General features: G+C 61.6%; 17 protein-coding genes. 10 read left to right on the forward strand and 7 right to left on the reverse strand.

Annotation, left to right across the window (positions count from 1 at the left end; all coding sequences use genetic code 11):
• Positions 1 to 475: M23 family metallopeptidase (locus KA184_13175; protein ID MBP8130524.1), on the reverse strand; the 475-nt coding region annotated here is incomplete at its 3' end.
• Positions 476 to 554: 79 nt separating this feature from the next.
• Entirely contained in the window at positions 555 to 710 is a 156-nt protein-coding gene (locus KA184_13180) for a hypothetical protein (GenBank protein MBP8130525.1), read from the reverse strand.
• Positions 711 to 943: 233 nt separating this feature from the next.
• On the opposite strand from KA184_13180, the gene KA184_13185 reads away from it, so the two are divergent.
• The 3 genes from KA184_13185 to KA184_13195 are packed head-to-tail and all read left to right on the forward strand — an operon-like array spanning position 944 to position 3,502.
• Entirely contained in the window at positions 944 to 1,942 is a 999-nt protein-coding gene (locus tag KA184_13185) for an extracellular solute-binding protein (GenBank protein ID MBP8130526.1), read from the forward strand.
• The gene (locus KA184_13190) at positions 1,939 to 2,676 is read left to right on the forward strand and encodes an ABC transporter ATP-binding protein (protein MBP8130527.1); all 738 of its coding nucleotides are present in this window, start codon (positions 1,939 to 1,941) and stop codon (positions 2,674 to 2,676) included. The genes KA184_13185 and KA184_13190 overlap by 4 nt, the downstream gene beginning before the upstream one ends.
• A gap of 19 nt (positions 2,677 to 2,695) precedes the next feature.
• Positions 2,696 to 3,502, forward strand: a complete 807-nt coding sequence (locus KA184_13195; protein ID MBP8130528.1) for a hypothetical protein — start codon at positions 2,696 to 2,698, stop codon at positions 3,500 to 3,502.
• A gap of 114 nt (positions 3,503 to 3,616) precedes the next feature.
• Here the strand turns inward: KA184_13195 and KA184_13200 are convergent, their stop codons facing one another.
• Positions 3,617 to 4,801: an amidohydrolase family protein gene (locus tag KA184_13200; GenBank protein MBP8130529.1), complete on the reverse strand. Its 1,185-nt coding sequence runs from the start codon at positions 4,799 to 4,801 to the stop codon at positions 3,617 to 3,619.
• Between the two features lie 159 nt (positions 4,802 to 4,960).
• On the opposite strand from KA184_13200, the gene tadA reads away from it, so the two are divergent.
• The 7 genes from tadA to KA184_13235 all read left to right on the forward strand — a co-directional run bounded on the left by tadA (position 4,961) and on the right by KA184_13235 (position 14,504).
• Positions 4,961 to 6,910 (forward strand): Flp pilus assembly complex ATPase component TadA, encoded by a 1,950-nt coding sequence (gene tadA, locus KA184_13205; GenBank protein ID MBP8130530.1) that lies wholly within the window; start codon positions 4,961 to 4,963, stop codon positions 6,908 to 6,910.
• Positions 6,911 to 7,660: 750 nt separating this feature from the next.
• A complete protein-coding gene (gene dnaN, locus KA184_13210; protein ID MBP8130531.1) occupies positions 7,661 to 8,767 on the forward strand; it encodes a DNA polymerase III subunit beta in 1,107 nt (368 codons plus the stop codon).
• A 161-nt stretch (positions 8,768 to 8,928) separates the two neighbouring features.
• Positions 8,929 to 9,672 carry a TIGR02206 family membrane protein gene (locus KA184_13215; GenBank protein ID MBP8130532.1) on the forward strand — a complete coding sequence of 248 codons (744 nt, stop codon included), beginning with the start codon at positions 8,929 to 8,931 and terminating at the stop codon, positions 9,670 to 9,672.
• A 39-nt stretch (positions 9,673 to 9,711) separates the two neighbouring features.
• Positions 9,712 to 10,590, forward strand: a complete 879-nt coding sequence (locus KA184_13220; GenBank protein ID MBP8130533.1) for a phosphodiester glycosidase family protein — start codon at positions 9,712 to 9,714, stop codon at positions 10,588 to 10,590.
• 161 nt (positions 10,591 to 10,751) lie between these two features.
• Positions 10,752 to 12,587: a DUF4097 family beta strand repeat protein gene (locus KA184_13225; protein MBP8130534.1), complete on the forward strand. Its 1,836-nt coding sequence runs from the start codon at positions 10,752 to 10,754 to the stop codon at positions 12,585 to 12,587.
• Positions 12,588 to 12,786: 199 nt separating this feature from the next.
• Positions 12,787 to 13,962 (forward strand): LL-diaminopimelate aminotransferase, encoded by a 1,176-nt coding sequence (locus tag KA184_13230; protein ID MBP8130535.1) that lies wholly within the window; start codon positions 12,787 to 12,789, stop codon positions 13,960 to 13,962.
• Between the two features lie 83 nt (positions 13,963 to 14,045).
• Positions 14,046 to 14,504: a PTS sugar transporter subunit IIA gene (locus KA184_13235; GenBank protein ID MBP8130536.1), complete on the forward strand. Its 459-nt coding sequence runs from the start codon at positions 14,046 to 14,048 to the stop codon at positions 14,502 to 14,504.
• A gap of 25 nt (positions 14,505 to 14,529) precedes the next feature.
• On the opposite strand, the gene KA184_13240 is transcribed toward KA184_13235, so the two are convergent.
• From KA184_13240 to KA184_13255, 4 genes are all read right to left on the reverse strand, one after another.
• A complete protein-coding gene (locus tag KA184_13240; GenBank protein ID MBP8130537.1) occupies positions 14,530 to 17,256 on the reverse strand; it encodes a bifunctional acetate--CoA ligase family protein/GNAT family N-acetyltransferase in 2,727 nt (908 codons plus the stop codon).
• A gap of 174 nt (positions 17,257 to 17,430) precedes the next feature.
• Positions 17,431 to 20,829, reverse strand: a complete 3,399-nt coding sequence (locus KA184_13245; GenBank protein MBP8130538.1) for an isoleucine--tRNA ligase — start codon at positions 20,827 to 20,829, stop codon at positions 17,431 to 17,433.
• A gap of 310 nt (positions 20,830 to 21,139) precedes the next feature.
• Complete coding sequence (locus tag KA184_13250) at positions 21,140 to 21,772, reverse strand: hypothetical protein (GenBank protein MBP8130539.1); 633 nt, start codon at positions 21,770 to 21,772, stop codon at positions 21,140 to 21,142.
• 353 nt (positions 21,773 to 22,125) lie between these two features.
• Positions 22,126 to 22,551: hypothetical protein (locus KA184_13255; protein MBP8130540.1), on the reverse strand; the 426-nt coding region annotated here is incomplete at its 5' end.

Raw genomic sequence — 22,551 nt, forward strand, 5'->3', positions numbered from 1 at the left:
CCTCATAATGCAGATGCGGCCCGGTCGCATTGCCGCTGCGCCCGGACCGCGCAATCGTCTGTCCCCTCAGCACCTTCTGCCCCAGTTCCACCAGAATCGCCTCCAAATGCGCGTACGCCGTCTCGAATGCCGCTTGATGCCGCAGCACGATGAGGTTGCCATACTTGCCCATCACGCCCGCGAACGTCACAACGCCGTCCGCGGCTGCCAGTACCGGCGTGTCCACCGGCAGGCCAATATCCAAGCCGGCGTGCGTGCGCCCGTTGCCGCGCGGTTCGCCGAATTCCGAAGTGACGCGCGGGTCTGCAACGGGAACCGGCCACGTGTCCGGCGCCACAGGCCGCGGCGCCACAGGCCGCGGCGCCACAGGCGACGGCCGGGCATATTCGTGGCGCGACCGTGCGCAACCGAGCGCGAGACACACACTCAGCGCCATCACCGCCGTGCGGCGGGCATGTTGGATTCGTACAGTCACGCTGACGCCCGGCGTTCTGGTCCCGAATCCGGAATCCCAAACCCCTCCGCGTGCGCGAACGCGAGACGGCACGCGGCGCCTACCACTCAATCTGCGGATCGGACGTGAACAGGGCGATCAAAAACGCGACAGGCAATGCCAGCGTGCTCAAGATCGCGAACATCGCGCTGAGGAGCCAGCCAAAGAACACAACCGACGCCGCGCCAAGCCCTTTGGTCTCTTCCTCGAAAAACATCGGTACGCCTTCCTTCTCCTGTCACGACCTCGGGCACGACCATCTGCATGAGAAGAGGCCGCGCTACAACCCAAGGTAATACTACAGTCCCGCCTCCGGGTTCCACCTGCGCCATCCCATCTCGCGGACCAGCGCCCTTGTCGCGCCCCGAGAAGCCCCATATCCTCACGCCGGGGAGACGCCGCGCCTGCCCTGCTTGGCGGGCCCGCATGGCTTCGGGTATGCTTGCCCGCATGACCAGGCAAGCCCCCCTCTTGTTCTGCGCGGCGGCATTGTTCGCCGCATGTGCGTCGCGCGAGGTGGTCGTCGTGTACAGCCCTCACGGCGCGGATGTGCTCCGCGACTACGAGAAGCTGTTCGAAGAAGCGTACCCGAACGTGGACGTCCAATGGATTGCCGCGGGCGCGAAAGAGGTCTACGGGCGTATCGCCGGTGAACGCAACCGCCCCGCGTGCGACGTGTGGTGGGGCGCGCCCTCGACCATGTTCATGCAGGCCGCCGACGCGGGCCTGCTCGCGACTTACCGGCCCACCTGGGCCGAACAGGCGCCGCCGGACGCGCACGACCCTCAGCACCGCTGGTACGCCACGTACCGGTCGCCGCTCGCCATCCTGTTCAACACGAACGGGCTCGACCGCGCACAGGCGCCGCAAACCTGGGACGACCTCCTCGACCCAAGATGGCGCGGGAAGATCGTCCTGCGCAAACCGCTCGCGTCCGGCACGATGCGCACGTTCCTCTGCGCCATGGTCGGCCGCGCCGGCAACGAAGACGACGGCATCGCGTGGCTGAAGCGGCTTCAGGAGTCCGTGGTCAGTTCGCCCGAGAGCCCGAACCTGCTCTATGACCACATCAAGCGCAATCCGGACTGCATCAGCGTGTGGCTGCAGCCGGACGTCATCATGCAGCGCGAACGCAACGGGTTCCCCTTCGATTGTGTCGTGCCGCCGCAGACGCCCGTGCTCCTCGATGCCATCGCCATCGTCAACAACGCGCCGCATCCGGAATGGGCCCGCGCGTTCTACGAATTCGTCACCTCGCCCGAGGCCCTCGCGCAGCAGGCCCGCGCCTACGCAAAAATGCCCGCGCGCAAGGACATCGACCCGGCGCAGCTTCCCGCATGGATGACCGGCGCCGTCATAGATCCTATGCCCATCGATTGGGCCGTGTTCGCCGCCAAAGAGGCCGCGTGGTGCGACCGCTGGGAACGCGAGGTATTCCGCGCGCCATGAGCAGCGTCCGGTGTGAAGCGCTCACGAAGATCTATCCCGGCGGCCAGGGCGGCATTCGCGACCTGACCTGCACCATTGACCAGGGCGAGTTCTTTGCGTTGCTCGGCCCGAGCGGCTGCGGCAAAACCACCACGCTCCGGCTCATCGCGGGCCTCGAGACACCCGACACCGGCGCCGTCTTCTTCGACGGCCGCGACGTCACGGCCGCGCCGCCCGAGAAACGCAACGCGGCGATGGTCTTCCAGAGCTACGCGCTGTTCCCGCACATGAACGTGTTCGAGAACGTGGCGTTCGGCCTGCGCGCGCGCAGGATGCCCAAACCGGATATCCGCGAACGGGTCGCGGAAGCGCTCGGCTACGTCCAGCTCGAAGGCATGGAAAAGCGCCGCGTCACCGAACTGAGCGGCGGCCAGCAGCAGCGCGTCGCGCTCGCCCGCGCGCTCGCGGTGCATCCCGCGATCCTGCTGCTCGACGAGCCCCTCAGCAACCTCGACGCAGAACTGCGCCACGCCACCCGCGCGCAACTCGCCGAACTGCAGCGCCGCCTCAAGATCACCGCCGTATACGTCACGCACGACCAGGAAGAGGCGCTCGCGCTCGCGGACCGCATCGCCGTGATCAAGGACGGCGCCGTGCACCAGATAGGCGCGCCCGGTGAAGTGCTCCATCAGCCGGCTACGCCGTTCGTCGCGTCCTTCCTCGAACGCCAGCGCCACGCGCCGGACAAGCCGTGAAAGGGCCCCTGATTTGCGCATGCCCTTGATAGCCGCATCACTCGTCCTCGTATCGTGCCACGCCTTCGCCTGGGGCCCCGCCACGCACGCATACGCCGCCCTGCGCATTTTCGGTCCGGACGCGCCCGAAGCGGTCTTGGGCTCGACCCTGCCCGATTTCAACGGCGCCGCGCGCCTGCGCCCCGAGGTCGACCGCGTCATCAAGCGTTTGACTCACCACGAATGCGAGCGCCTGGCCCCGTCCCCGTTTGCCGCGGGCTTTGCCACGCACAACGGCGCCTGGGGCGCCGACCTTTACGCGCACAGCTACGGCAAAGAGGCCGGCGCCGACTACTACGCCACGCGCAAGATCAAGGAACTCAGCGAAAAAACCGGCCTGAGCCTCAATCAGTCCGAGGACACGTTTGAAGCCGCCATGGACATGCAAATCGCCCTCGACTGCGGGCCCCAACTCGGCCAGGCGCTCTTGGAAGCCGCGCGCAGCGTCGGCCCCGAACAGGAGCAAGCCATTGTCGACGCATTCGCCGCGCCGCTGGCCGAACGCGTCCCTGAACTGCGCCCCGGCGAGGCGGAAAGCATCCTGCGCTGGGCCTTTCGCGCGCACAAGACCCTGATGGAGGCCTTCGCCATTCAACTCATGCAGGACCGCGCCTACATGTTACGCATCGGCGCGCCCTTGCTCGCCCGCCACCTGAATTGCGACACGCCCACGGCCCGCAATTACCTCGAAACCGCGCTGGAACTCTGCGCCGACTGGCGCGAACCCCTCAACGAAATCGCTGAGAACGTCCGCGATGTCCTCGAAGACCAGGGACGCGTGAAGTAACCCCCATCCGCGCCCTGAGACCGCGCCGGCCCGCCATGCCCACGGGGGCGCGTGATGGACGAAATGGAGGGAATGGACCTCTTGCTCGTTCCGCGTTCCCTTCTTCCTCGCCCCTCATCCCTCCCCGGGCCGCAGCGCCACGAACGCGTCGTAGTTCGTCTCGTAAATCTTGCGGAGCACGTCGGGCTCGAGGGCAAGGCCCCGCAATTGCCCGTAAGGGTTCTTCGTGCCGGGGTAGTCATATGGCGAGCCGTCAGCGGCCATCCAGAAGTAGTAGACGTCCTTCTCAAGCATTTCGCGGCAGGCGCGCAGCACGGATTCGATCCACGCCTCCGTTTTCTCGGCGTTTCCCGTTACCACCATGTCCGTACCCCAGAGAATGCGGTCCTGGTACTTGATAATTGCGTCACGGAACGCCGGCACGTTCGCGCTCACGACTTCAAGCCCGTGTACGAGGATGTTCCGCGTGCCCCAACTGCAATCGGTGTACACGCCGGGATACTGGTCGAGGATTTGCCAGAACTGGTTCCAAGCTTCACCGCCGGGCCGGTAGAACGTGACCCCGAAATGCGGGACGATTACCTTGAGCCTCGGGAACCGCTCCATGACGCGCAAAAACTCCGCGAGGAAATTGGGTTTGCTCAAATTGATGTGCCAGCAGATAGGGAAGTTGTTCTGCTCGCAGAATTCGTACACGGGCATCATGACCGGGTCGTCGAGGGGCCGGTCATAGAAATTGCTGTGCCCCGTATAGAGCTTCAGGCCGTGCACCCCCGCGGCCAGGTACTGCCGCAAGAGGTCCTCCTTGTTCTCGTCGTCGGGGTGTATCGCGCAATAGGTGACAATCTTGTCCGGAGCCGCGTGCTCGCAGGTCAGGATTTCGTTCGTGTTCCACGCGTTGCCCCGTCTCGGGTCGTTTCCTTCGCCTTTCAGCGTGTAGTCAGAACTGGCAACTAACACCGTGCGCACGATCCCCAGCCGCTCCGCCGCGGCCAGGTACTTGTCCAAGTGCTTTTGTTGATACAGGTGGTCGTGCGCGTTCACGATGCGGTATGCGGCCAGCCCCGGGTCCGCTTCCGGAACCGACGACGTATCCAACGTGTGCTGCGTTTCGCCTGCGCCGCTTTCCCGCGCAGCACCAAGCTCCTGGCGGGTCCGTTCAGCCAGTTGGTCCACGTTGCCCTTGTACACAAAATACAGGGCAACATTGGATGTGAGCAGGAACACCGTCAGGGCGAAAAGGACCGGCCGGGACAGGTCCCGTCTTGCCGTTTTGGTTGGCTCCAGGTGTTCCGGCATGCCCACTCCTTCGAGTTCGAAGTCCATCCCTGAACCGGATAATACAGAATCGTGTCTCCGGATGCCACGCAAGACAGGCGGGCAAGTTGCTTTGCGCGTGCCGCCGGATTACGATCACGCGCACGCGTTGCTTGTATGGGCGTAAGGGAGGAACGCTTCGTGAGCATGGAAAACGTGGAAGCTGGGGAGCAGCTGGTCAAACAGGACCTGATTACCCAGGAAGAACTCGCCGAGGCCCGCGAACGCGCCGCGCGCTCGGGTATCCCCTGGTACAAACAGCTTATCCAGACAAAGAAGGTCTCTTTCGGCGCGCTCGAGAGCGTATTGCGCTACGAGTTTCATCTTCCTTCGACCAAGAGCAAACAGCAGCAACTTGGCGACACGCTCGTCGAAATGCAGGCGATTACGCCCGCGCAACTCAAAGAAGCCTTGGTGGAGCAAAAACGCACGGGACGCCTGCTCGGCAATATTCTCCTCGAACTTGAGTATGTGTCCGAGGAAACAATCGCTCGTGCCCTCAGCCGCCAGCAGAATCTGGAATTCGCGTCCGTCGAGCGTACCCCAAGCGATCCTGAGGCCCTGGAAGCCGTCCCGGAAAGCATCGCTCGCAGTTACCAGTTCATCCCGATTACCATCGAAGGCGACAAGGTCACCGTCCTGGTCGCGGACCCCGGCTTGCGCAGCCGGTTGGACAATGCCGGAATCCTCATCGGAAAACGTCTGTATCCTGTCCTGACCTCCGTGCCTGACATGGGCACGGAGATCGAACGGCGTTATGGAGCCTTGCGCAGAGGCGACCCCGGCGTTCTGCCGCGCGAACCGGCTCAAGCGCCCCGAGAACACGAAGCACACGCCGCCAAACCTTCCGAAACCGCAAAAAAGGGGATGCACATGACACACGAAACAACGACGGCCCGCGCGCCCGCTGAACCGTCGCGATTCGAAGAAATCGCGCAGAAGGCCTCCGGAAGTACGGTCATTAAGCTGGTCTCAACCATCATTGAAGGCGCTGTGAAGTCCGGCGCAACGGATGTTCATCTGGACCCGCAGGACCCGGAGATGCGTGTGCGCTATCGCATTGATGGCGTGCTGCACGACATCATGAGCATCCCGGAGAATATCGAACTCGCCGTCATCTCCCGTATCAAGATTCTGGCGGATATGGACATTACCGAGACACGCCATCCTCAGGACGGTCACATCAGCATGGATATTGCCGGCCGCGAATTCGACGTGCGCGTCGCCACACTGCCGACCTACCTTGGCGAACGGGTTGTGCTGCGGCTGCTGGACCAAACGTCCATTCTCTCCGGTATCAAAGACCTTGGACTCGAACCGGATGACGAGGAGAAGTTCTCACGTCTGATTAACCAGCCCTATGGCATGATTCTCGTGACGGGACCCACGGGCAGCGGCAAGACCACGACGCTCTACGCCGCTCTGAATCAGAAAAACGTCTTGACCGACAGCATCGTGACGCTCGAAGACCCTGTAGAATACCAACTTTCGGGAATAAATCAGGTCCAAATCGATACGGATATTGGACTTACGTTCGCTGCGACGCTGCGCGCAACGATGCGCCAGGATATCGATGTGCTGCTGGTTGGCGAGATTCGCGATGCCGAAACCGCGCACATTGCCATTCGTGCCGCCATGACCGGTCACCTTGTTTTCAGCACGCTGCACACAAATGACGCCCCGGAGGCCATCAGTACCCTGCGAAACATGGGTATTCCATCTTACCTGATATCCAGCGCGCTCAGCGCCGTCATAGCGCAACGTCTCGTGAGAAAGGTCTGCCTGGCCTGCCGCCATGCATTCAAGCCTTCCGCTGACCTCCTGCGCGCTATTGGACTTCCTGCTACGGTCAAGAAACTCTACGGCGGCACGGGATGTGACGCCTGCTATCACACAGGCAACCGGGGAAGGACCGGCATATTTGAAATTCTGGAAATTACGCCCGAAATTCGGAAGCTTATCGCGGCTGATTCCGGAACGGACCGCATCGTAGAAGCCGCTCATCTGGTCACCATGGGTGAAAGATGCCGCCAAAAGGTCAAAGCCGGAATCGTGGAACCCAAAGAGTATCTGCGAGTTATACGCCAGTAGCCATCGGCTGCGTTGTTCGCTCGCAGCCGCCCTGTGGAAAACTTGTGCAAAAGATCCACCATGTATGATGCGGAATCATGTTCCGCGGACCTGGTTATGGCACACAAGACGCTCTGAATAAGGGTGTTATGTGTTGCAGGCACAGGTCTTGAACAAAGAGGCATGCTGACGTAACATATTATAAATAAACGTCTTACAACATTCCGGAGCAGGCTTGCCACAGAGTGTGCGACCATGAAAGACGTAGTTTCACAAGCATATGGAAAACTCGCTCAAAGCTGTCGTAACCCCTTGCGGCAGTTCAAACAACGCCTGTGGATAACTGCGGCGGACTCCGTGGAACAGACCGACGAAATAGCCTTGTGAAAAAGACTTGACGTACCAGGGGAAAAGAGAGTATGAAATCCCCGCGCCAAAAGAAGCGGATGCCTTACTGCCCGGCTCTAGCAGAGGTTAATCCCCTGCGTGTGGATATGCCGATGCGATATTGCACAGGTTTATCCACGCCGAAACCAGATGAAAAGAAACTGTTTACGCCGATATTCACACAAAATGGCGTATGACTACTATGTACTACGGAATATATTAATTTAAAAGTCATTCTATACAAGGGAAAACTAATCCACACGGGAAATACCGCCAAGCACATAGGAACCTTCTGGTCCGGTTTCGGGAATTAGTCCAAGAGAGCCGGGTTGCAAAGGTCCCTCGGGTAAGGTTATCTTGGTTGCGTGGTAGGGAGACGCTCGCATGAAGATCACTATTCCTCGGCAAGACCTTCTTGATACCGTAAACAAGGTTAAGACGGTGGTGCCTTCGAAATCCGCCTTGCCCATACTGTCGCATCTGTTGATCGAAACGGTGGGCGCGGGCATTCGCGTCAGCGCCACCGACTTGAAAGTGAGTATTCAATGTAGTGTGGATTGCGATGTGCGCACGGAGGGGGCGCTTACTGTTTCTTGTCAGCGTCTGGCTTCAATCCTGATGGAACTGCCCGACAAAGAAATTACACTGACGCTTGGCGAGAACAACATTGTCGAGCTTGCCTGCGGCCGGATTCACACGAAGCTTTTCAGTATGCCGGTAGACCAGTTTCCGCCTATCCGGGATTTTGAGGGTGTAAAGCCCTTGGTGTTCAAGCAGGGTGTTCTCCGTGGTTTGTTTACAAAGACCTCGTTCGCCATCTGCACGGACCAGGCAAGATACAATCTGACAGGATTGTTGTACGAGATTATCGGTGGGCGGCTGACCGTGGTGGCGACGGATGGCAGGCGGATGAGCCTGTGTTGTGAAGAAGAGGGTATCCCGGATGATATCGAGACGAAGGTTATTATCCCGGCGAAGATGGTAAATGAACTGCAGCGCCTCCTCGGTGAGGATGACCCTGTGGAGGTGTTTATCGATGAAAGTCAGGCGGCTTTTGTGTTCAATTCGCTGCGGATGGTGACTTCCCTCATCGAAGGCAACTTCCCGAACTATGACATGGTTGTTCCCAAGAAGCACGACAAGGAAGCCATTCTGGGTACGGCTCAGTTTATGGAAGCGATGCGCCGCACGCGCACGATGACGAATGAGAAGTTCAATTCCGTCCGTCTCAAGATTGCCGGGCCGACGATGACATTCCGGGTAGTCACGCCTGAGGTCGGCGAATACGAAGAAGATATGGAAATTACCTATGACGGAGAGAATGTCGAAATAGCGTTCAACCCGGACTTTATAATCGACGTGCTCCGGCATATGGACTGTGAACGTGTCTGTCTTGTATTGCGCGATGCAATGAGCCCTGGCGTTCTTAAACCATATACGGATGCGCCTCTCGACAGCTACATCAATGTTATCATGCCCATTCGTATTTGACGCGTGGTTGTTCGCTTTAAGCGTGTGTCCCCGCGATAGACGCCGGTCCGGTAATAGGCAGTCATGATTTGACTAAGTGATTTGACTAAGTGCCGTCATGCATTCTGTAACACGACGCTTTTATTTGCACACCTATTACTGATCAACGGGTCTCATGACGCATGCTAACGGAAGCCCTTTTCCAGCCTTTTACCCCTGTACATTTTCTTGTTCTTTTTTTGATGTTTCTTCTAAACGGTATTGTTTTGTTGCTCCCCAAACTTGCGCCAGGCAAACACGCTGTTCGAAACGTTGCGTATGCAATCGCGATTTTCATGCTTGCACAGGAATTGGTGGATCGCGGCGGGCATTATTTCCTTAACCGGGAACCTCTTGCGCACGTCCTTCCTTTTCATCTGTGTGGCATGTCCGTGTTTCTCGTTCCTGTCATGTTGATTACCAGGAATCAGCTGCTACTTGAGGTTCTTTATTATTGGGGACTTGGCGGCGCGTTGATATCGCTCATTACACCCGAGGTGGCTTTCCCTTTTCCTCATTTCTTGAACGTAACATTTTTTACCAGCCATACCCTGATTATCACGGGAGTCATTTATGCCATCCTCTATTACGAAATGAGGCCGCGACGGGGCTCGATTGTCAGGGTCTTTCTGATCACCGCGACCTATGCTGCCATCGTAGCCCCGCTCAACGTGCTGCTTGGAACCAACTACCTGTACATCTGTAAGAAACCGGCAGGCTTGTCTGTCTTGGATTTTCTGGGACCTTGGCCCTGGTATCTGCCGGGCATGATTCTCATTACGTGCCTCGTCTTTGGTCTGCTATATATGCCGTACTGGATACATGATATCTGTCACGGAAAAAACGGCCGTGAGCAGGTTACCCGGCCGCTGGACGCAAACGAATAGACAGTCCCGTAATCCCGTCTATATATTGGGACATTGTGCATGAACCGCCTGCGCAAACGTGCGTCTGTTTTCTTGCTGATTGGTCTGGCCACATCAGTGGGCGCGGACGCGCTGCACCCGTTCCCGGGCGTAGAACTGGCCCATATCCAGACAGCGTCACCCGAGCCAGTCTCTTACTTTGTTGTCAAGGTTGATATGACCTTGCTTGGTCTGCGTTTTACCGCTACGGCGCCTAATGGCGACGGCCCGCGAGACACCTGGACGGAAACGACACGCGAGTTCGTGCAGCGCACAGGTTCCCAAATTGGAATCAACGCAAGTTTCTTCGCAAATGACGGCGAATCTCATACCGATATTCTTAGCCTGAGCGTCAGTAACGGCGTCCCTTATTCACCATGGAAACAGAGCATGCCCTGTGGCATCAACATCAGTGAAGACAACACAGTCACATTCATTGAACCTGCGATTGCCTTACCTACCGGATACGAGTGCAACCCTTCTGTCACGCTTTACAATGCTATAGCGGGGAACCTATGGCTTGTGCGCAACGGCAAGAATGTCACGGCGCCCGAGGGAAAGCGTCATCCGCGCACGGCAATAGGAATCACCCGCGACAACAAGCTGGTGTTACTCGTCGTTGATGGCCGCGCCCCGAGCTACAGCGTGGGCATGACCTGCCATGAACTTGCCGAGACACTTCTGCGTCATGACGCAGTGGACGCGCTCAATCTTGACGGCGGCGGTTCTTCCACCCTTGTAATCGCCGATCCGGAGCCGCGAGTGGTAAATATTCCGATGCCTATTGAACTGCCGGACAGGCCGGGCATGACTCCGCATGCCGTTGAACGAAAGGTTGGCAATAACCTGGGTATCCTTGTGCCACGCGGCGGCGGTGCAGCAGGGGCTGAGGAAAAATAGGGTCTGCGTGCCATTGCCGTAGCTCAACAAGAGCGGGAACCTTCATGGCGCCGCGTGGTATTTCTGTTATACTGCGCACGCAATCCGAGACTGAGCATCTGATGAGTCCTTTTCGCATACTTCAAAGATTGTTCTTTGCCTCATTATGCGCTGCGCTGGCCTTGACGGCAGTAGCGCCGGCGGCGGCGGACGCCGGCGCGGACACAGCCGGGCGTGTCTTTGAGGATGTAGGCAGGGCGCTGAAATCCGTGATGGGACGCGGATATGACGCAGGCACGGCCGATGACGCGCCCTCTGCCACGCGCACCATCGAAGAGCGGTACCCCGTGGGTTCCCGCGCGACCGTGTTGCTCCACCATGAATTCGGGGCCGTGAATATTACGTCTTGGGATCAACGCGTCGTGCAATGCCTGACCAAGGTCTCCGCCACGGCCGAATCACGTGAAGCCGCGGCAAAAGCAGTCGAAGCCGTGCAGATCTTCGCGGAAAACAGTGGCAATACGGTCTCTATTCGCGCGTTGCCGGTGGATGCTGACCCAAGCCCCGGCATCTGGGGTATCTGCCTTAACCTGGAGGTGAGCGTTCCCAGGGATGCGGCGCTGATTGTTGATGAGCGCTTTGCTGATATCAGCATTACAGGCCTTGGCGGGGACCTGACCGCCGACGTCTGGCACGGCGACATCACCCTGAATGAAATGGGCGGCCACGTGGATGTGCGCGCCCGAGGCAGACAATCGTTGACGGTGTCGGGGCTGCGGATGGGGGGCGCCTTCAGCCTCATCGACACAGAGGCGGCGCTCAGCCGCATTGGCGGCGAAACGCGGATTCGCGCTTCGGGCGCGTCGTTGACCGTCGACTCGCCGGAACGGGGCACAGCCTTGGACATCACGGCGGAAGGTGGCCGCGTACGGCTGCAATTCCCGGAGCAAACCGACCCGGACCTGAACGCCGTCGTCCGGTTTGGCACGCTGGAGTCCAACTGGCTCGAAACGGCCGCACAGGGCCCGGTGATATCGCTGCGGCACGAGCCGTCCGGCGCAATGTATCGGGCCGCTGTCGACGCCGCTTTCTGTGACGTGGCGCTGCTGCGCGGAAGCGCTCCCGCGGAAACCCGGCCCGCCCCCAAGGCCTATGCCGGCATGAGCATGTTTCGCGAGACGGTCTCTCGCACCGAGTCAGCCGGCCCGGGCACCACCCTTAGTGTGGAGGCGAACGCAGGCAGCGTACGCATCGAAGGGACGGATGCCGCGGAGATTGCCATAACGGAGGAGCGCACCGTGTGGACTGTGTCCGCCGTTGATGCGCCCCAGGCGTTGAAGCGGCTTGATATCCAGACCCGGCGGGAAGACGAGAAACTGCTTTTGACAACAAATGCGCTGCCCGCGGAAGACCCGGTGACCCCGCGTGTGCGCGTGGACCTGGTCATCCAGTGCCCGAGGAGCGTGCCCGTGCAGGTGAGGACTCGCGACGGCGTGACGGCCGTCGCGGGAATCTCGGCGCCGGTCGACGTGCAACAGGAAACGGGCCGTGTGCATGTGTCGGAAACCGCCGGCGATGTCAGGGTCCGGAATACAGACGGCGCCGCGGAAGCGCTGCACTGTTCCGGCAATCTGGATATCGCGGTAAGCGAAGGTGATATCCTCGTCCAACAGAACGCCGGGACTGCTGCGCTGGCCTGCACGGAGGGGAAAATCCTCGTTGAGGCGCCGAAAGCCGCCGTCACCGCGCGCATGAAGAGCGGCGACGTACGAATCCTCGCCGTCGACGGCCTCTACGGCGACCTGGATGTGACCGCGGAATCCGGAAACATCAGCGTAGCCTTGCCCGAAACGCCGGACGCGGACCTGAGCGTCACGGCCTCCGGCGGTGTGGTCTACAGTGCCATTCCCCTGACCGGCTCTGTCTCGAATGACCGCCAGGAATTTCACGTCCTGCTTAAGGACGGCCAATACCGGCTCCGGCTTGAGGCGCGCGATGGGGACGTGCGCATCGATTGAGCCCAGGCAGCGTCTCGGGGCGCGCCGTCCGCGCCTGACTTCCATACCCATCCGGCAATTTGCTTCCTAAACGTAGAATAACTAGTATTCGTCTTTTTGTCGGGCTCAGCGCTTGAACCGGGGCAGGTCCCGGTGTAGAATACATCCATCTTGTCCCCTGAGGCATTTCAGCCGGTCTTCCCAACGAGAGAGGTGTTGCATGCAGACTGCGGACCGCTTGAAGAAGGTGCCGCCGTACCTGTTCATGACCTTGCGCAACAAGATCAATGAGGCGCGGGCGCAGGGCGTCGATGTGGTCAGCCTGGCAATCGGCGACCCCGTGGACCCGACGCCGCAGCGGGTCATTGACCGGCTTTGCGCCAGCGCGCAGGATCCGGCGAACCACCGGTACCCGACCGACGAAGAGTGGGGCATGCTGGCCTTTCGCGAGGCGATTGCCCGGTGGTACCAGCGCCGTTTCGGGGTGGTTTTGGACCCGAAAAAGGAAATCGTGGCGCTGATTGGCTCGAAAGAAGGGTGCCACCACTTCGCCTTGGGTGTGATTAACCCCGGTGACCTCGTACTGGTCACGGACCCGGGTTACCCCGGTTACCGGCCCAGCATCTGGTTCGTGGGCGCTGAACCGCATCCGGTCCCGATGCGCGAGACCAATGACTATCTTGTCGACTTTTCGCAAATCCCTTCCGATGTGGCGAAGCGCGCCCGCGCGTTTTACCTGAATTATCCGAACAATCCGACGGGCGCGGTAGCGACGCGGTCCTTTCTGAACGACCTCGTGGCGTTCGCGAAGGCGTACGATATCGTCATCTGCTACGACAATCCCTACGCCGAGGTGGTTTTCGGCGTCGAGCGGCTCAGTTTTCTGGCCGCCGAAGGGGCTCGGGAAGTCGGCGTCGAACTGAATTCCCTTTCAAAGCCCTATAACATGACCGGCTGGCGGATAGGTATGGCCTGTGGCAATCCGGACGTCATCAAGGCCATTGCCACTTCGAAAGCCAACACGGATTCCGGCGTATTTAACGCCGTCCAGTACGCAGGCATCGAAGCGCTCGACCATTGCGACGATTTTATTGCGCACATGCTCGCCGTTTATGGCCGCCGCCGCGAGAAAACCCTGGCCGTCTTGTCGGAACTCGGCTGGCCGCGCCCCGCGCCGCCGGGAACGTTCTACCTGTGGGTGCGAGTTCCCGATGGGCACACGTCGGCGTCGTTCTGCGAGTTCCTCTTCGAGCGGTGCGCCGTTGTGGCGGCGCCGGGAGCGGCTTACGGCCAATACGGCGAGGGCTATGTCCGCTTCTCGCTTACCGTTGAAGATCACCGCCTGGACGAGGCGCTGCAACGCATGCGCGCGCAGCTGCCGCGTCAACGTTTCTAAGGAACATCACTTTCCGAACGTCCAGACCTGATGCAAACCCCAAGTCCGGCCCGCCTTTGGCCAGAGAGAGTTGTAGAACCGCCATGAGCCTTTTTGGAGTACAGATTCCCGTATCCAGCATTCATGTCATCCCTGCCGGAACATCCAAGGCCGATGCATTGGATATTCTGGTCGGCGCAGTTGCCCGCACCGGCGCGACCACCGACCGGGACGCCTTGCAGCAGGCCGTGCACGAGCGCGAGGCCGTCATGAGCACCGGCATCGGCGGGGGCGTCGCCATCCCGCACGTGCGCATCCCGCAAGTCCGGTGCGCCAGTATCGCGGTGGGCGTCGCGCCGGATGGCATTGAATATGGCACGCTCGACAACAGCCCCGTGCACATTCTGGTCCTGTTTGCCATGCCCGAAGGCGCAGACAAGGAATACCTGCGCCTGCTGGCGCAGGTCATGGCCGCGCTCAAGAATACGGCGGTCTACGAGCGCCTGGTCGCCTGCCGCACGCCGGAGGAGGTGCATGCCGTGCTTGAAGGGAACCCCGTGTAGCCGCGCCGGTTGCCGCGCAGAGACTTCATGGTTTCGCCGCGGTGGCGTAGCGGTACACCGCGATAACTTCTTCGCCGGGCCGTTTGACCAGGCGGAAACCCAGTTTCCGGCATAATTCGAGCATGCGCCGGTTCTCGGGCAGGATCGTGCCTATGATGAGTTCCAGGCCTTCCTCGCGGCCTATGTCGATAAGCCGCCCGAGCAGCGCCCGGCCGAGTCCCAGTCCCTGGCAATGGTCGCACACGACCAGCGCGAAATCCGCCGCGTTGGAGCCGGGGACACGGTTCAGGCGGCCCACAGCGACAATTTCTGGCGCGCCCGTGCCGGGATGTTCGCGCTCGGCCACGATGCCCATGTCGCGGCTGTAGTCGATCGAACACATGCCCGCGAGCGTCTCATGCTGGACCCGCAGGCTCAGCGGCACCGGCACCAGAAACCGGTAATACACCGAGTCGTCGGACAGCGCCTCGTGAAACGCGACCATCAGCGGTTCGTCCTCCGGGCGTATTGGGCGGAACGTGATCGGCGCGCCTTTGACCGTCTCGCGCGTAACGTATTGTTGCGGATAGGGCCGAATCACGGGTTTGGGAAGGCGGGCATCCGGCAGCGAGGGCGGATGCAGAATGATCGCGGCGTCCAGCGCGACGAGCACGTTTGGCCCCGCGAGCATCGGGTTGATGTCGATGTCCCGGATGCGCGGGTTTTCCATGACCAAGCGGCTGAGCCGGGTCAGGACGTGTTGCAGGGGCCGCACATCGACCGGGCGCCGGCCGCGGAATCCTTGGAGTGCCTTGTAGACGCGGGTCTGCTCCATGAGGCGCAATGCCAGGCTCGAATTGAGCGGCGCGAGGGCCACGGCGCGGTCACGCAGCATTTCGACCAGCGCGCCGCCCGCCCCGAAGAGGATGACGGGCCCGAACTGTGGGTCTACCGTACTGCCCAGGATTAACTCATACCCTTCCGCCGTAACCATGGGCTGCACTGTGACGCCCAGGAAATCCTCCTCGGGAAAACGCCGGGACAAGGAGCGGTACGCCGCGCGAACCTCGGTTTCCCGGCTCAGGTGCAGCCGCACGCCGCCCCGTTCCGATTTGTGCACCACCGAATCCGAGTGCACCTTCAGCGCCACGGGGTAGCCGATGGCCGCCGCCGCCGCCACTGCGTCTTCTTCCGTCTCGGCGATGCGCGTCTCGACCACCGGGATGCCGTACGCCGCCAGGACCGCCTTTGACTCCGCCTCGCTCAACTGCACGCGCCCTTCCCGGTGCGCCGCTTCGACAATAGCGGCGGCCGCGGCGCGGCCGGGCGCGTCGTCCTCCGGCGCGGGCGAAGGCGTTTCGTACAGGCCACGCAGGTTGTAGGTGTAGCGCCACATGTAATAGAAGACGCGCGCGGCAATGTCCGGGTACGGAAACGTGGGAATGCCCGCCTGCTTGAGAATGGCTTCGGACGTCGCCAGCGCCACGCCGCCCATGAGGCATGCCAGCATGGGCTTGTCGCGCGGGATTTGCAGTGTCTTGAGCCGTTCCGCCGTCTGCGTCGGGTCGATCATCGCCTGCGGCGTGAGCACGAGCAACAGTCCGTCGCTCTCCGGATTGTTCGCAGCGATCTCGATGGTCCTCGCATAGCGGTCGAGGTCGGCGTCGCTGAACACGTTGATCGGGTTGCTGTGGCTCCAGTGCGGCGGCAACACCTTGTCCAGCGCGTCCAGCGTCTCCGGCGAGAGCGGCGCGAGTTCCGCGCCCACGTTCAGGAGTGCGTCCGTCGCCAGGATGCCGAACCCGCCGGCATTCGTGAGGATGGTGAGCCGGGGCCCTTTCGGGCGCGGCTGCAGACCCAGCACTTCCGCCATGCGGAACAGGCTCTCGATGTCGCGCACGCGCAGGACGCCGGAACGCCGGAACGCCGCCTCGAACACCTGGTCGCTGCCCGCGAGCGCGCCCACGTGCGACGCGGCGGCGCGCGCCGCCGCCTCCGTTTCACCGCCTTTCAGGATGATAATCGGCTTCTTCAGCGATACGCGCCGCGCCGCGGAGAGGAACGTCTGTGCGTCGTCGATAGTCTCCATGTAAATGACGATACTGCGCGTGCGCAGGTCGTTGCCGAGATGGTCGATGAGGTCGCCCCAGCCGATGTCCGTCATGGATCCCGCGCACAGGAAGGCGCTGAACCCCACATTCGCGCGCAGGCTCCAATCGAGCACGGCCATGTTGAGCGCGCCGCTCTGGCTGATGAACCCGACCGAGCCGGGGCGCACCATGGCGTGCGCGAACGTCGCGTTCAGCCCTGAGATCGGGTTCATAATCCCGAAACTGTTCGGCCCCAGCACGCGCATCCGGCCCCGCTGCGCCTCGGCCAGGATGCGCTGCTCGAGGTCCCGGCCCGCCGCCCCGATCTCGCGAAAACCCGACGAGATGACCGCCGCCGCCTTGACCCCGGCATCGACGCACTCGCGCACGATGTCGGGTACAGTCGCCGCGCGCGTGGCGATAAGGGCCAAATCCACCGCTTCGGGTACGGAGGCTATCTTGGGATACGTGTGAATTCCCAATACGTTCCGGTATTTCGGGTTGACCGGATAGACCGTCCCGCCGAAGGGCGAACTGATCAGGTTCTGCACCAGCGCGCGGCCAATGCTCCCGGGACGGTCCGATGCGCCGATTACCGCCACCGACCGCGGCGCAAACAGCGGCCGCAGCGGCTCCCGCACCGGAAGCCGCTCGTCTGTCTCATGCTCCAACTCGTAGGTCATGCCCTGCTCCCTCAAGGCGCATACGATAACGGAAAGCCGTCCGCGAGGCTAGCTGGGCCGCGCAATCAGCGGAAAGAGACGTGAATCGGCGCGGGGCTCCATGACAACGCCTTGCCTCTGTTCGCGTGGCATCTAACGGAGCGGTCTATTTCAAAAAGCCGCCATTCTCAGTCTTCACGCTATCGCTGTTACCCGGAGGCCCATCTCGTTGTCTTCGATCCTGATGCGCTCGGCGGCCGCGCCGGGGGCGACGGTGAGGCTGGCGGCGAGCACTTCCCGGGTGATGGCGCCGCGGAATTCCTCGATAGTGTCCGCGATGGCGGGGTCGTCCGTCTGCACGGCCACGTCGATGCGCGCGTCGTAGTCGAGGCCCTGGTCCTTTCGGATGTTCTGGACCGTGTGGATGAATTCGCGGACCCAACCTTCGCGGCGCAGCAACTCGGTGACCTCCGTGGACAACACCACGACCATGCCCTTGCCCTGCGCGGCGGCAAAGCCTTCTTTCGCGGTCAGGCGCACCTCGACGTCGTCACCGGTCAATTCGAGGCGTTCGCCGTCCACGTCGATGTGTATCGCGCCCGCCTGCAACTGCTCGTAGAACGCCGCGCCGTCGCCGTCCGCCAGCGCCTTGGAAACGCCTTTCATCTTCTTGCCGAATTTGGGGCCCAACACCTTGAAATTCGGCTTCACTTCATAAGACACGTACTGTTCGGGCGCGTTCGTGAACTCGGCCTGCTTGACGTTCAGTTCTTCCATGATCAGGTCGAGATGCTTGGTCAGACCCGGCCGCTGGCTCTCGTCCGCCAGCACGAGTTCGCACAAGCCGAGCGGTTGCCGCACCTTGATGTTCTGCGAGCGGCGCGCGCTCAGGCCGAGGCTCACCGCCTCGCGCGTGGCGGCCATCTCGCCGAGCAGCGCGGCGTCGATCGAAGCCGCGTCAGCGTCGGGATATGCGGCCAAATGCACGCTTTCCGCTGCGCCGGGCAATGGCTTCACGAGCGTGCGCCACGTCACCTCGCTGAAAAACGGCAGGAACGGCGCGGCCAGGCGCGACAGGGTGAGCAGGCACTCGTAAAGCGTCCAGTAGGCGTCCGCCTTGTCCTGCGTCCACTCGGCGGCCCAGAACCGGGCGCGGCTGCGGCGCACGTACCAGTTCGAGAGGCTGTCGATGAACTCCGAGATCAAGCGCGCAGCGGGGTTGCACTCGTAGGCGTCCATGGCGCGGCGCGCCTCGATGGCCGTTCGCGCCAGTTCGTGCAGAATCCAGCGGTCAAGTTCGGCGCGATACGCGACGGGCGCATAAGGCGCGACGCCGTCCGGCGCACGCGGGACGCCGGACGTCTCCGCCAGGTCTGAAGGCCCGTCGAGCACCCGCGCGAGCACTTCGGCGGGCGCGCTTGCCGGGTCGAAGCCGTCGAGGTTCGCATAGATGGTGAAGAAACTGTAGACGTTGAACCAGCGGATGAGTACCTCGCGTTGCGCTTCTTCGACGTTGTGTTCGGAAAGCCGGCCCGTGCTCGTGGGCGGGTTCTTCGCGAAGAAACTCCAGCGCAGCGCGTCCGCGCTGTATCTCTCGAATAATACCTTCGGTTCGCGGTAGTTCTTGAGCCGCTTCGACAGTTTCGTGCCGTCTTCGCCCATGATGTGGCCGAGGCAGATGCACGTCTTGAACGGGTGCGGCCATGGCGCGTTGTGCCCGTGCACGACCGTGCTGATCGCGAGCAGCGCGTAGAACCAGCCGCGCGTCTGGTCGATCGCCTCGCTGATGAAATCCGCCGGGAAGTTCCCGTGGAAGCGTTCCTCGGAACCGGGCGCGTGCGGGTAGCCCCACTGCGCGAAGGGCATGCAGCCCGCATCGAACCAGCAGTCGATCACTTCGGGCACGCGCCGCATCCGCGCCGCCGGGTCTTTCGGGCTCTGGTATGTCACCGCGTCGATGTAGGGTTTGTGCACCTTCAGGTGGTCGCTGAAATCGGGGTGCGCCGCCTTCGTCTGCGCCCACATCTCCAAGCCCTGCACGTCCGTCTTCGCCAGTAGTTCCGCGTACGAGCCGATCGCTTCCATATAGCCCGTCTTTTCACAGACCCAGACCGGAAGCGGCGTGCCCCAGTACCGCTCGCGCGAGAGCGACCAGTCCACGTTGCTCTCGAGGAAATTGCCAAAACGCCCGTCGCGGATATGCTCGGGCAGCCAGGCAATCTGCCTGTTGTTCGCGAGGAAATCCTCGATGAACTGCGACGTCCGGATGAACCAGCTCTTGCGCGCGTATTGGATGAGCGGTTCGTCCTCCGCGCGCGGGCAGAACGGATAGGGGTGGCGGTACGTCTCTTGTTTGAGCAACTGGCCGCGCGCTTTCAGCAGCCGGATTACGCCCTTGTCCGCGTCTTTACAGAACTGGCCCGCAAACGGCTTCTGGTCGTGGGGGTCCGCGTCCGTCACGCGCTCGTCGAACGTGCCGTCCGGATTGACGTAGCAGAGAAAGCCGATGTTCTGTTCCTTGCAGATGCGGTAGTCGTCCTCGCCGAACGCCGGCGCGATATGCACGATGCCGGTGCCCGTTTCGAGGTCGACGAAATCGCCCGCGATGACACACCAGATGTCGCCCGGCGCGCCGGACCCTTCGATGGCCTGCGCCGGGCCGTAGTTGAAAAGCGGCATGTAGTGCAGGCCCAGGAGGTCGGCGCCGCGCACGGCGCGCAGCACCTCCGCGCCCTTCGGGAAATACTTCTCCACCAGCGGCGTGGCGAGAATGACAACCTCGTGAGAACCATCCTTCAGTTCCAGATTCACGAACGCATATTCGATATCCGCGCCGACGCATGCCGCGCAATTGCTCAGCAGCGTCCACGGCGTCGTCGTCCAGACGAGCAGGTGCGCCTTGACCCCGCCGAGGCCCAGTTGCGCCGCGCTTTCCGGCGTCAGCGTGAGCGCCACGGTGATCGCCGGGTCGTCCGTGTCCCGGTAGCCTTCACCGACCTCGCCCGCGGAAAGAGCCGTGCCCCCTTGCGCCCACCACCAGACCACTTTGTGGCCCTGATAGAGCAGGCCGCGTTCGAAGAGCTGCTTCAGCGCCCACCAGACGCTCTCGACGTAGCTCTGGTGATACGTCACATACGCCTCTTCCAGGTCGACCCAGAAGCCGATGCGATCCGTAAGCTCCTCCCACTCCTTTTGATACCGGAATACGGAGTCGATGCACGCATGATTGAACTGCTCGACGCCGTAGCTCTCTATGGCCGTCTTGCCCCCTTCCAGGATTCCCAGTTCCTTGCAGACCTCGATTTCGACGGGCAGGCCGTGCGTGTCCCATCCGGCTTTGCGTTCGCAATAGTGGCCGGTCATGGTCTTATAACGCGGGAAGATGTCCTTGACCGTGCGCGTAAGGCAATGGCCGGGATGGGGCAGGCCGTTCGCCGTCGGCGGTCCCTCATAGAACACGAATTTCGGCGCGTTCTTGCGCTGTTCCAGGCTCTTGTGATAGATCCCGCGCTCTTTCCAGAACCGGATGATCTCTTCTTCCGCCTTGGCAAATTGGAACGGCGTGGGCGCCGGCTCGAATACTTGCTTGCTCATGAAAATCCATCCTTACCCATCGAACAATTGCACGGGTGCCGCGCTGATCCTGTGAAACGCGCGCGGAGAGGCCGCCATGATGCCTTCCAACGCCAGCGGATTTCAACTGCTCCCGCTGTTTGGGGCCCGCGTCATGAAAGCGGGCGATAGACGAAAACATCCCTGCGCCAGGCGCGCGCGCTTGACGCGGGGACGGCGCGTTCTTCCGTGCGGTTCAGGTGTTGTCCGATGCGGATGCCAGCAGGACTGCCCCAACCGGTGCATGGCCCGCGGAACCGCTTCGGGTTCCGCGGACCGCAACGCCGCCGGATTATTCGTTCTTTATTTCGTCCGGGAATTTTTTCTGCAGCCGTTCGAAGAAGTCGCAGAAGCAGCCGAGCATGCGCGCCATGCGGTCCGCAACCATGTTCATGTGCACGGGCACGGATTTGTTCGGGATGTTGATGGTGCACTGGAACGCAATGTCGTTGTCGGTGTCCAGGTACACCTGCACGGGCCACACTTCCTGCAAGAAGGTGTTATTCATTTCGAGCAGTTCGGCACGATGTTCCGGCGTCTTCAGCGAGTCGGGCAGAATGTAATACGTGCGGATCTGGATGGCCCGTTCGACGGTCTCGCCCGAACTGCCGCGGTTGGACGGTTGCGTATCGATGAGGATCGACAGCCCCGGGCACTCGGGATCTTTGGCGAAATCGTAGTGCAGGATCATGTCGTCTCTGTTATCGCCGATATAGTCCACCCGCGCGTTCCATTGGAGCACCCGTTTCAGATAGGCCTCGATGGACCTCTCGGCGGAACTCTCGTCCTGCGTCACAAACAGGAGGTCTTCCGCCTTCGGCGCTATACCCCCGTCGCTCGTGCTTGCGGACTCCTGCGCCAGAACGCCGCTCTGCAGCAGCACCAGCGCCAATCCAGCGGCCAGTATCATCAACCATGCGCGCATAACCCGTACTCCTTCCATTGGCGGCATTCGCCCTTTGTATTACCGGACGCGATGCAGACTGCCCGTCTACGGCTGCCCGCTCATCGCGTCAATCCACGCTGCGGTGCGATTTCCCTCGTTCAACTCTTCTTCTGGCGCGGCCTGCCCTTGGGCGGCGCGGGCGCATTGCGAACCTCCTCCTTTCTGCCACGCAAATCCCGAGCTAAAATACAGACGCAAGATACGCCAAGCCCCGCCCCCTTTAACTTTCCCCGCGGCGGCCGCGTAGTGAAGACTCGAACACTCCGGCGCCCGCGCCGCGCATAGCCACGCGCGGCGCGGACGCGGAGAGGTTCACGCGGACAGCCTTTGTCTCAGTTTGTTGACAGGGTATAGCAGTTTGCGATGTTGCCTAGGTTTTTCACTTCGATCCGGAACGCGCCCGTCCAACGGGGTGTCCAACTCAGGATGCAGTAATCCGTGTAATCGTCGTCGGAATCGATCAGGTTGCCGTTTTCATCGTAGACGTAAGTGTCAAGGTCTGTGTCGCCGTCCCCGTCAACGATGACGACGGCCTGTTCTCCGGCGCGGAACGTGTCGATGAAGATGTCCGTGCTGTTCGCCAATACGCACGTCGAGGAAATGCCCGGGCCGGCGGTGCGTCCCTTGGAAACAGGCGCCTCGGGCTTTGCGGCGCGCATCGCCTCGATGCGCTGTTTCAGGGCCGCGTCATCGCCGGCAAGAGCGGCCGCTTCCGCCAGCAGCGACTCGACGGACGCAACCGGCGCTGCCTGCTTGTC

This window comes from Candidatus Hydrogenedentota bacterium, assembly GCA_018005585.1.
Lineage (GTDB): Bacteria > Hydrogenedentota > Hydrogenedentia > Hydrogenedentales > JAGMZX01 > JAGMZX01.

What these genes read in the sequence shown, in the direction of transcription:
- dnaN (MBP8130531.1), top strand. Translation starts at nt 7,661, where the DNA reads ATGAAGATCACTATTCCTCGGCAAGACCTTCTTGATACCGTAAACAAG.
- KA184_13185 (MBP8130526.1), top strand. Translation starts at nt 944, where the DNA reads ATGACCAGGCAAGCCCCCCTCTTGTTCTGCGCGGCGGCATTGTTCGCC.
- KA184_13245 (MBP8130538.1), bottom strand. Translation starts at nt 20,829, where the DNA reads ATGAGCAAGCAAGTATTCGAGCCGGCGCCCACGCCGTTCCAATTTGCC.
- KA184_13215 (MBP8130532.1), top strand. Translation starts at nt 8,929, where the DNA reads ATGCTAACGGAAGCCCTTTTCCAGCCTTTTACCCCTGTACATTTTCTT.
- KA184_13200 (MBP8130529.1), bottom strand. Translation starts at nt 4,801, where the DNA reads ATGCCGGAACACCTGGAGCCAACCAAAACGGCAAGACGGGACCTGTCC.
- KA184_13240 (MBP8130537.1), bottom strand. Translation starts at nt 17,256, where the DNA reads ATGACCTACGAGTTGGAGCATGAGACAGACGAGCGGCTTCCGGTGCGG.
- KA184_13235 (MBP8130536.1), top strand. Translation starts at nt 14,046, where the DNA reads ATGAGCCTTTTTGGAGTACAGATTCCCGTATCCAGCATTCATGTCATC.
- KA184_13195 (MBP8130528.1), top strand. Translation starts at nt 2,696, where the DNA reads ATGCCCTTGATAGCCGCATCACTCGTCCTCGTATCGTGCCACGCCTTC.
- KA184_13230 (MBP8130535.1), top strand. Translation starts at nt 12,787, where the DNA reads ATGCAGACTGCGGACCGCTTGAAGAAGGTGCCGCCGTACCTGTTCATG.
- KA184_13190 (MBP8130527.1), top strand. Translation starts at nt 1,939, where the DNA reads ATGAGCAGCGTCCGGTGTGAAGCGCTCACGAAGATCTATCCCGGCGGC.
- KA184_13180 (MBP8130525.1), bottom strand. Translation starts at nt 710, where the DNA reads ATGTTTTTCGAGGAAGAGACCAAAGGGCTTGGCGCGGCGTCGGTTGTG.
- KA184_13250 (MBP8130539.1), bottom strand. Translation starts at nt 21,772, where the DNA reads ATGCGCGCATGGTTGATGATACTGGCCGCTGGATTGGCGCTGGTGCTG.
- KA184_13220 (MBP8130533.1), top strand. Translation starts at nt 9,712, where the DNA reads ATGAACCGCCTGCGCAAACGTGCGTCTGTTTTCTTGCTGATTGGTCTG.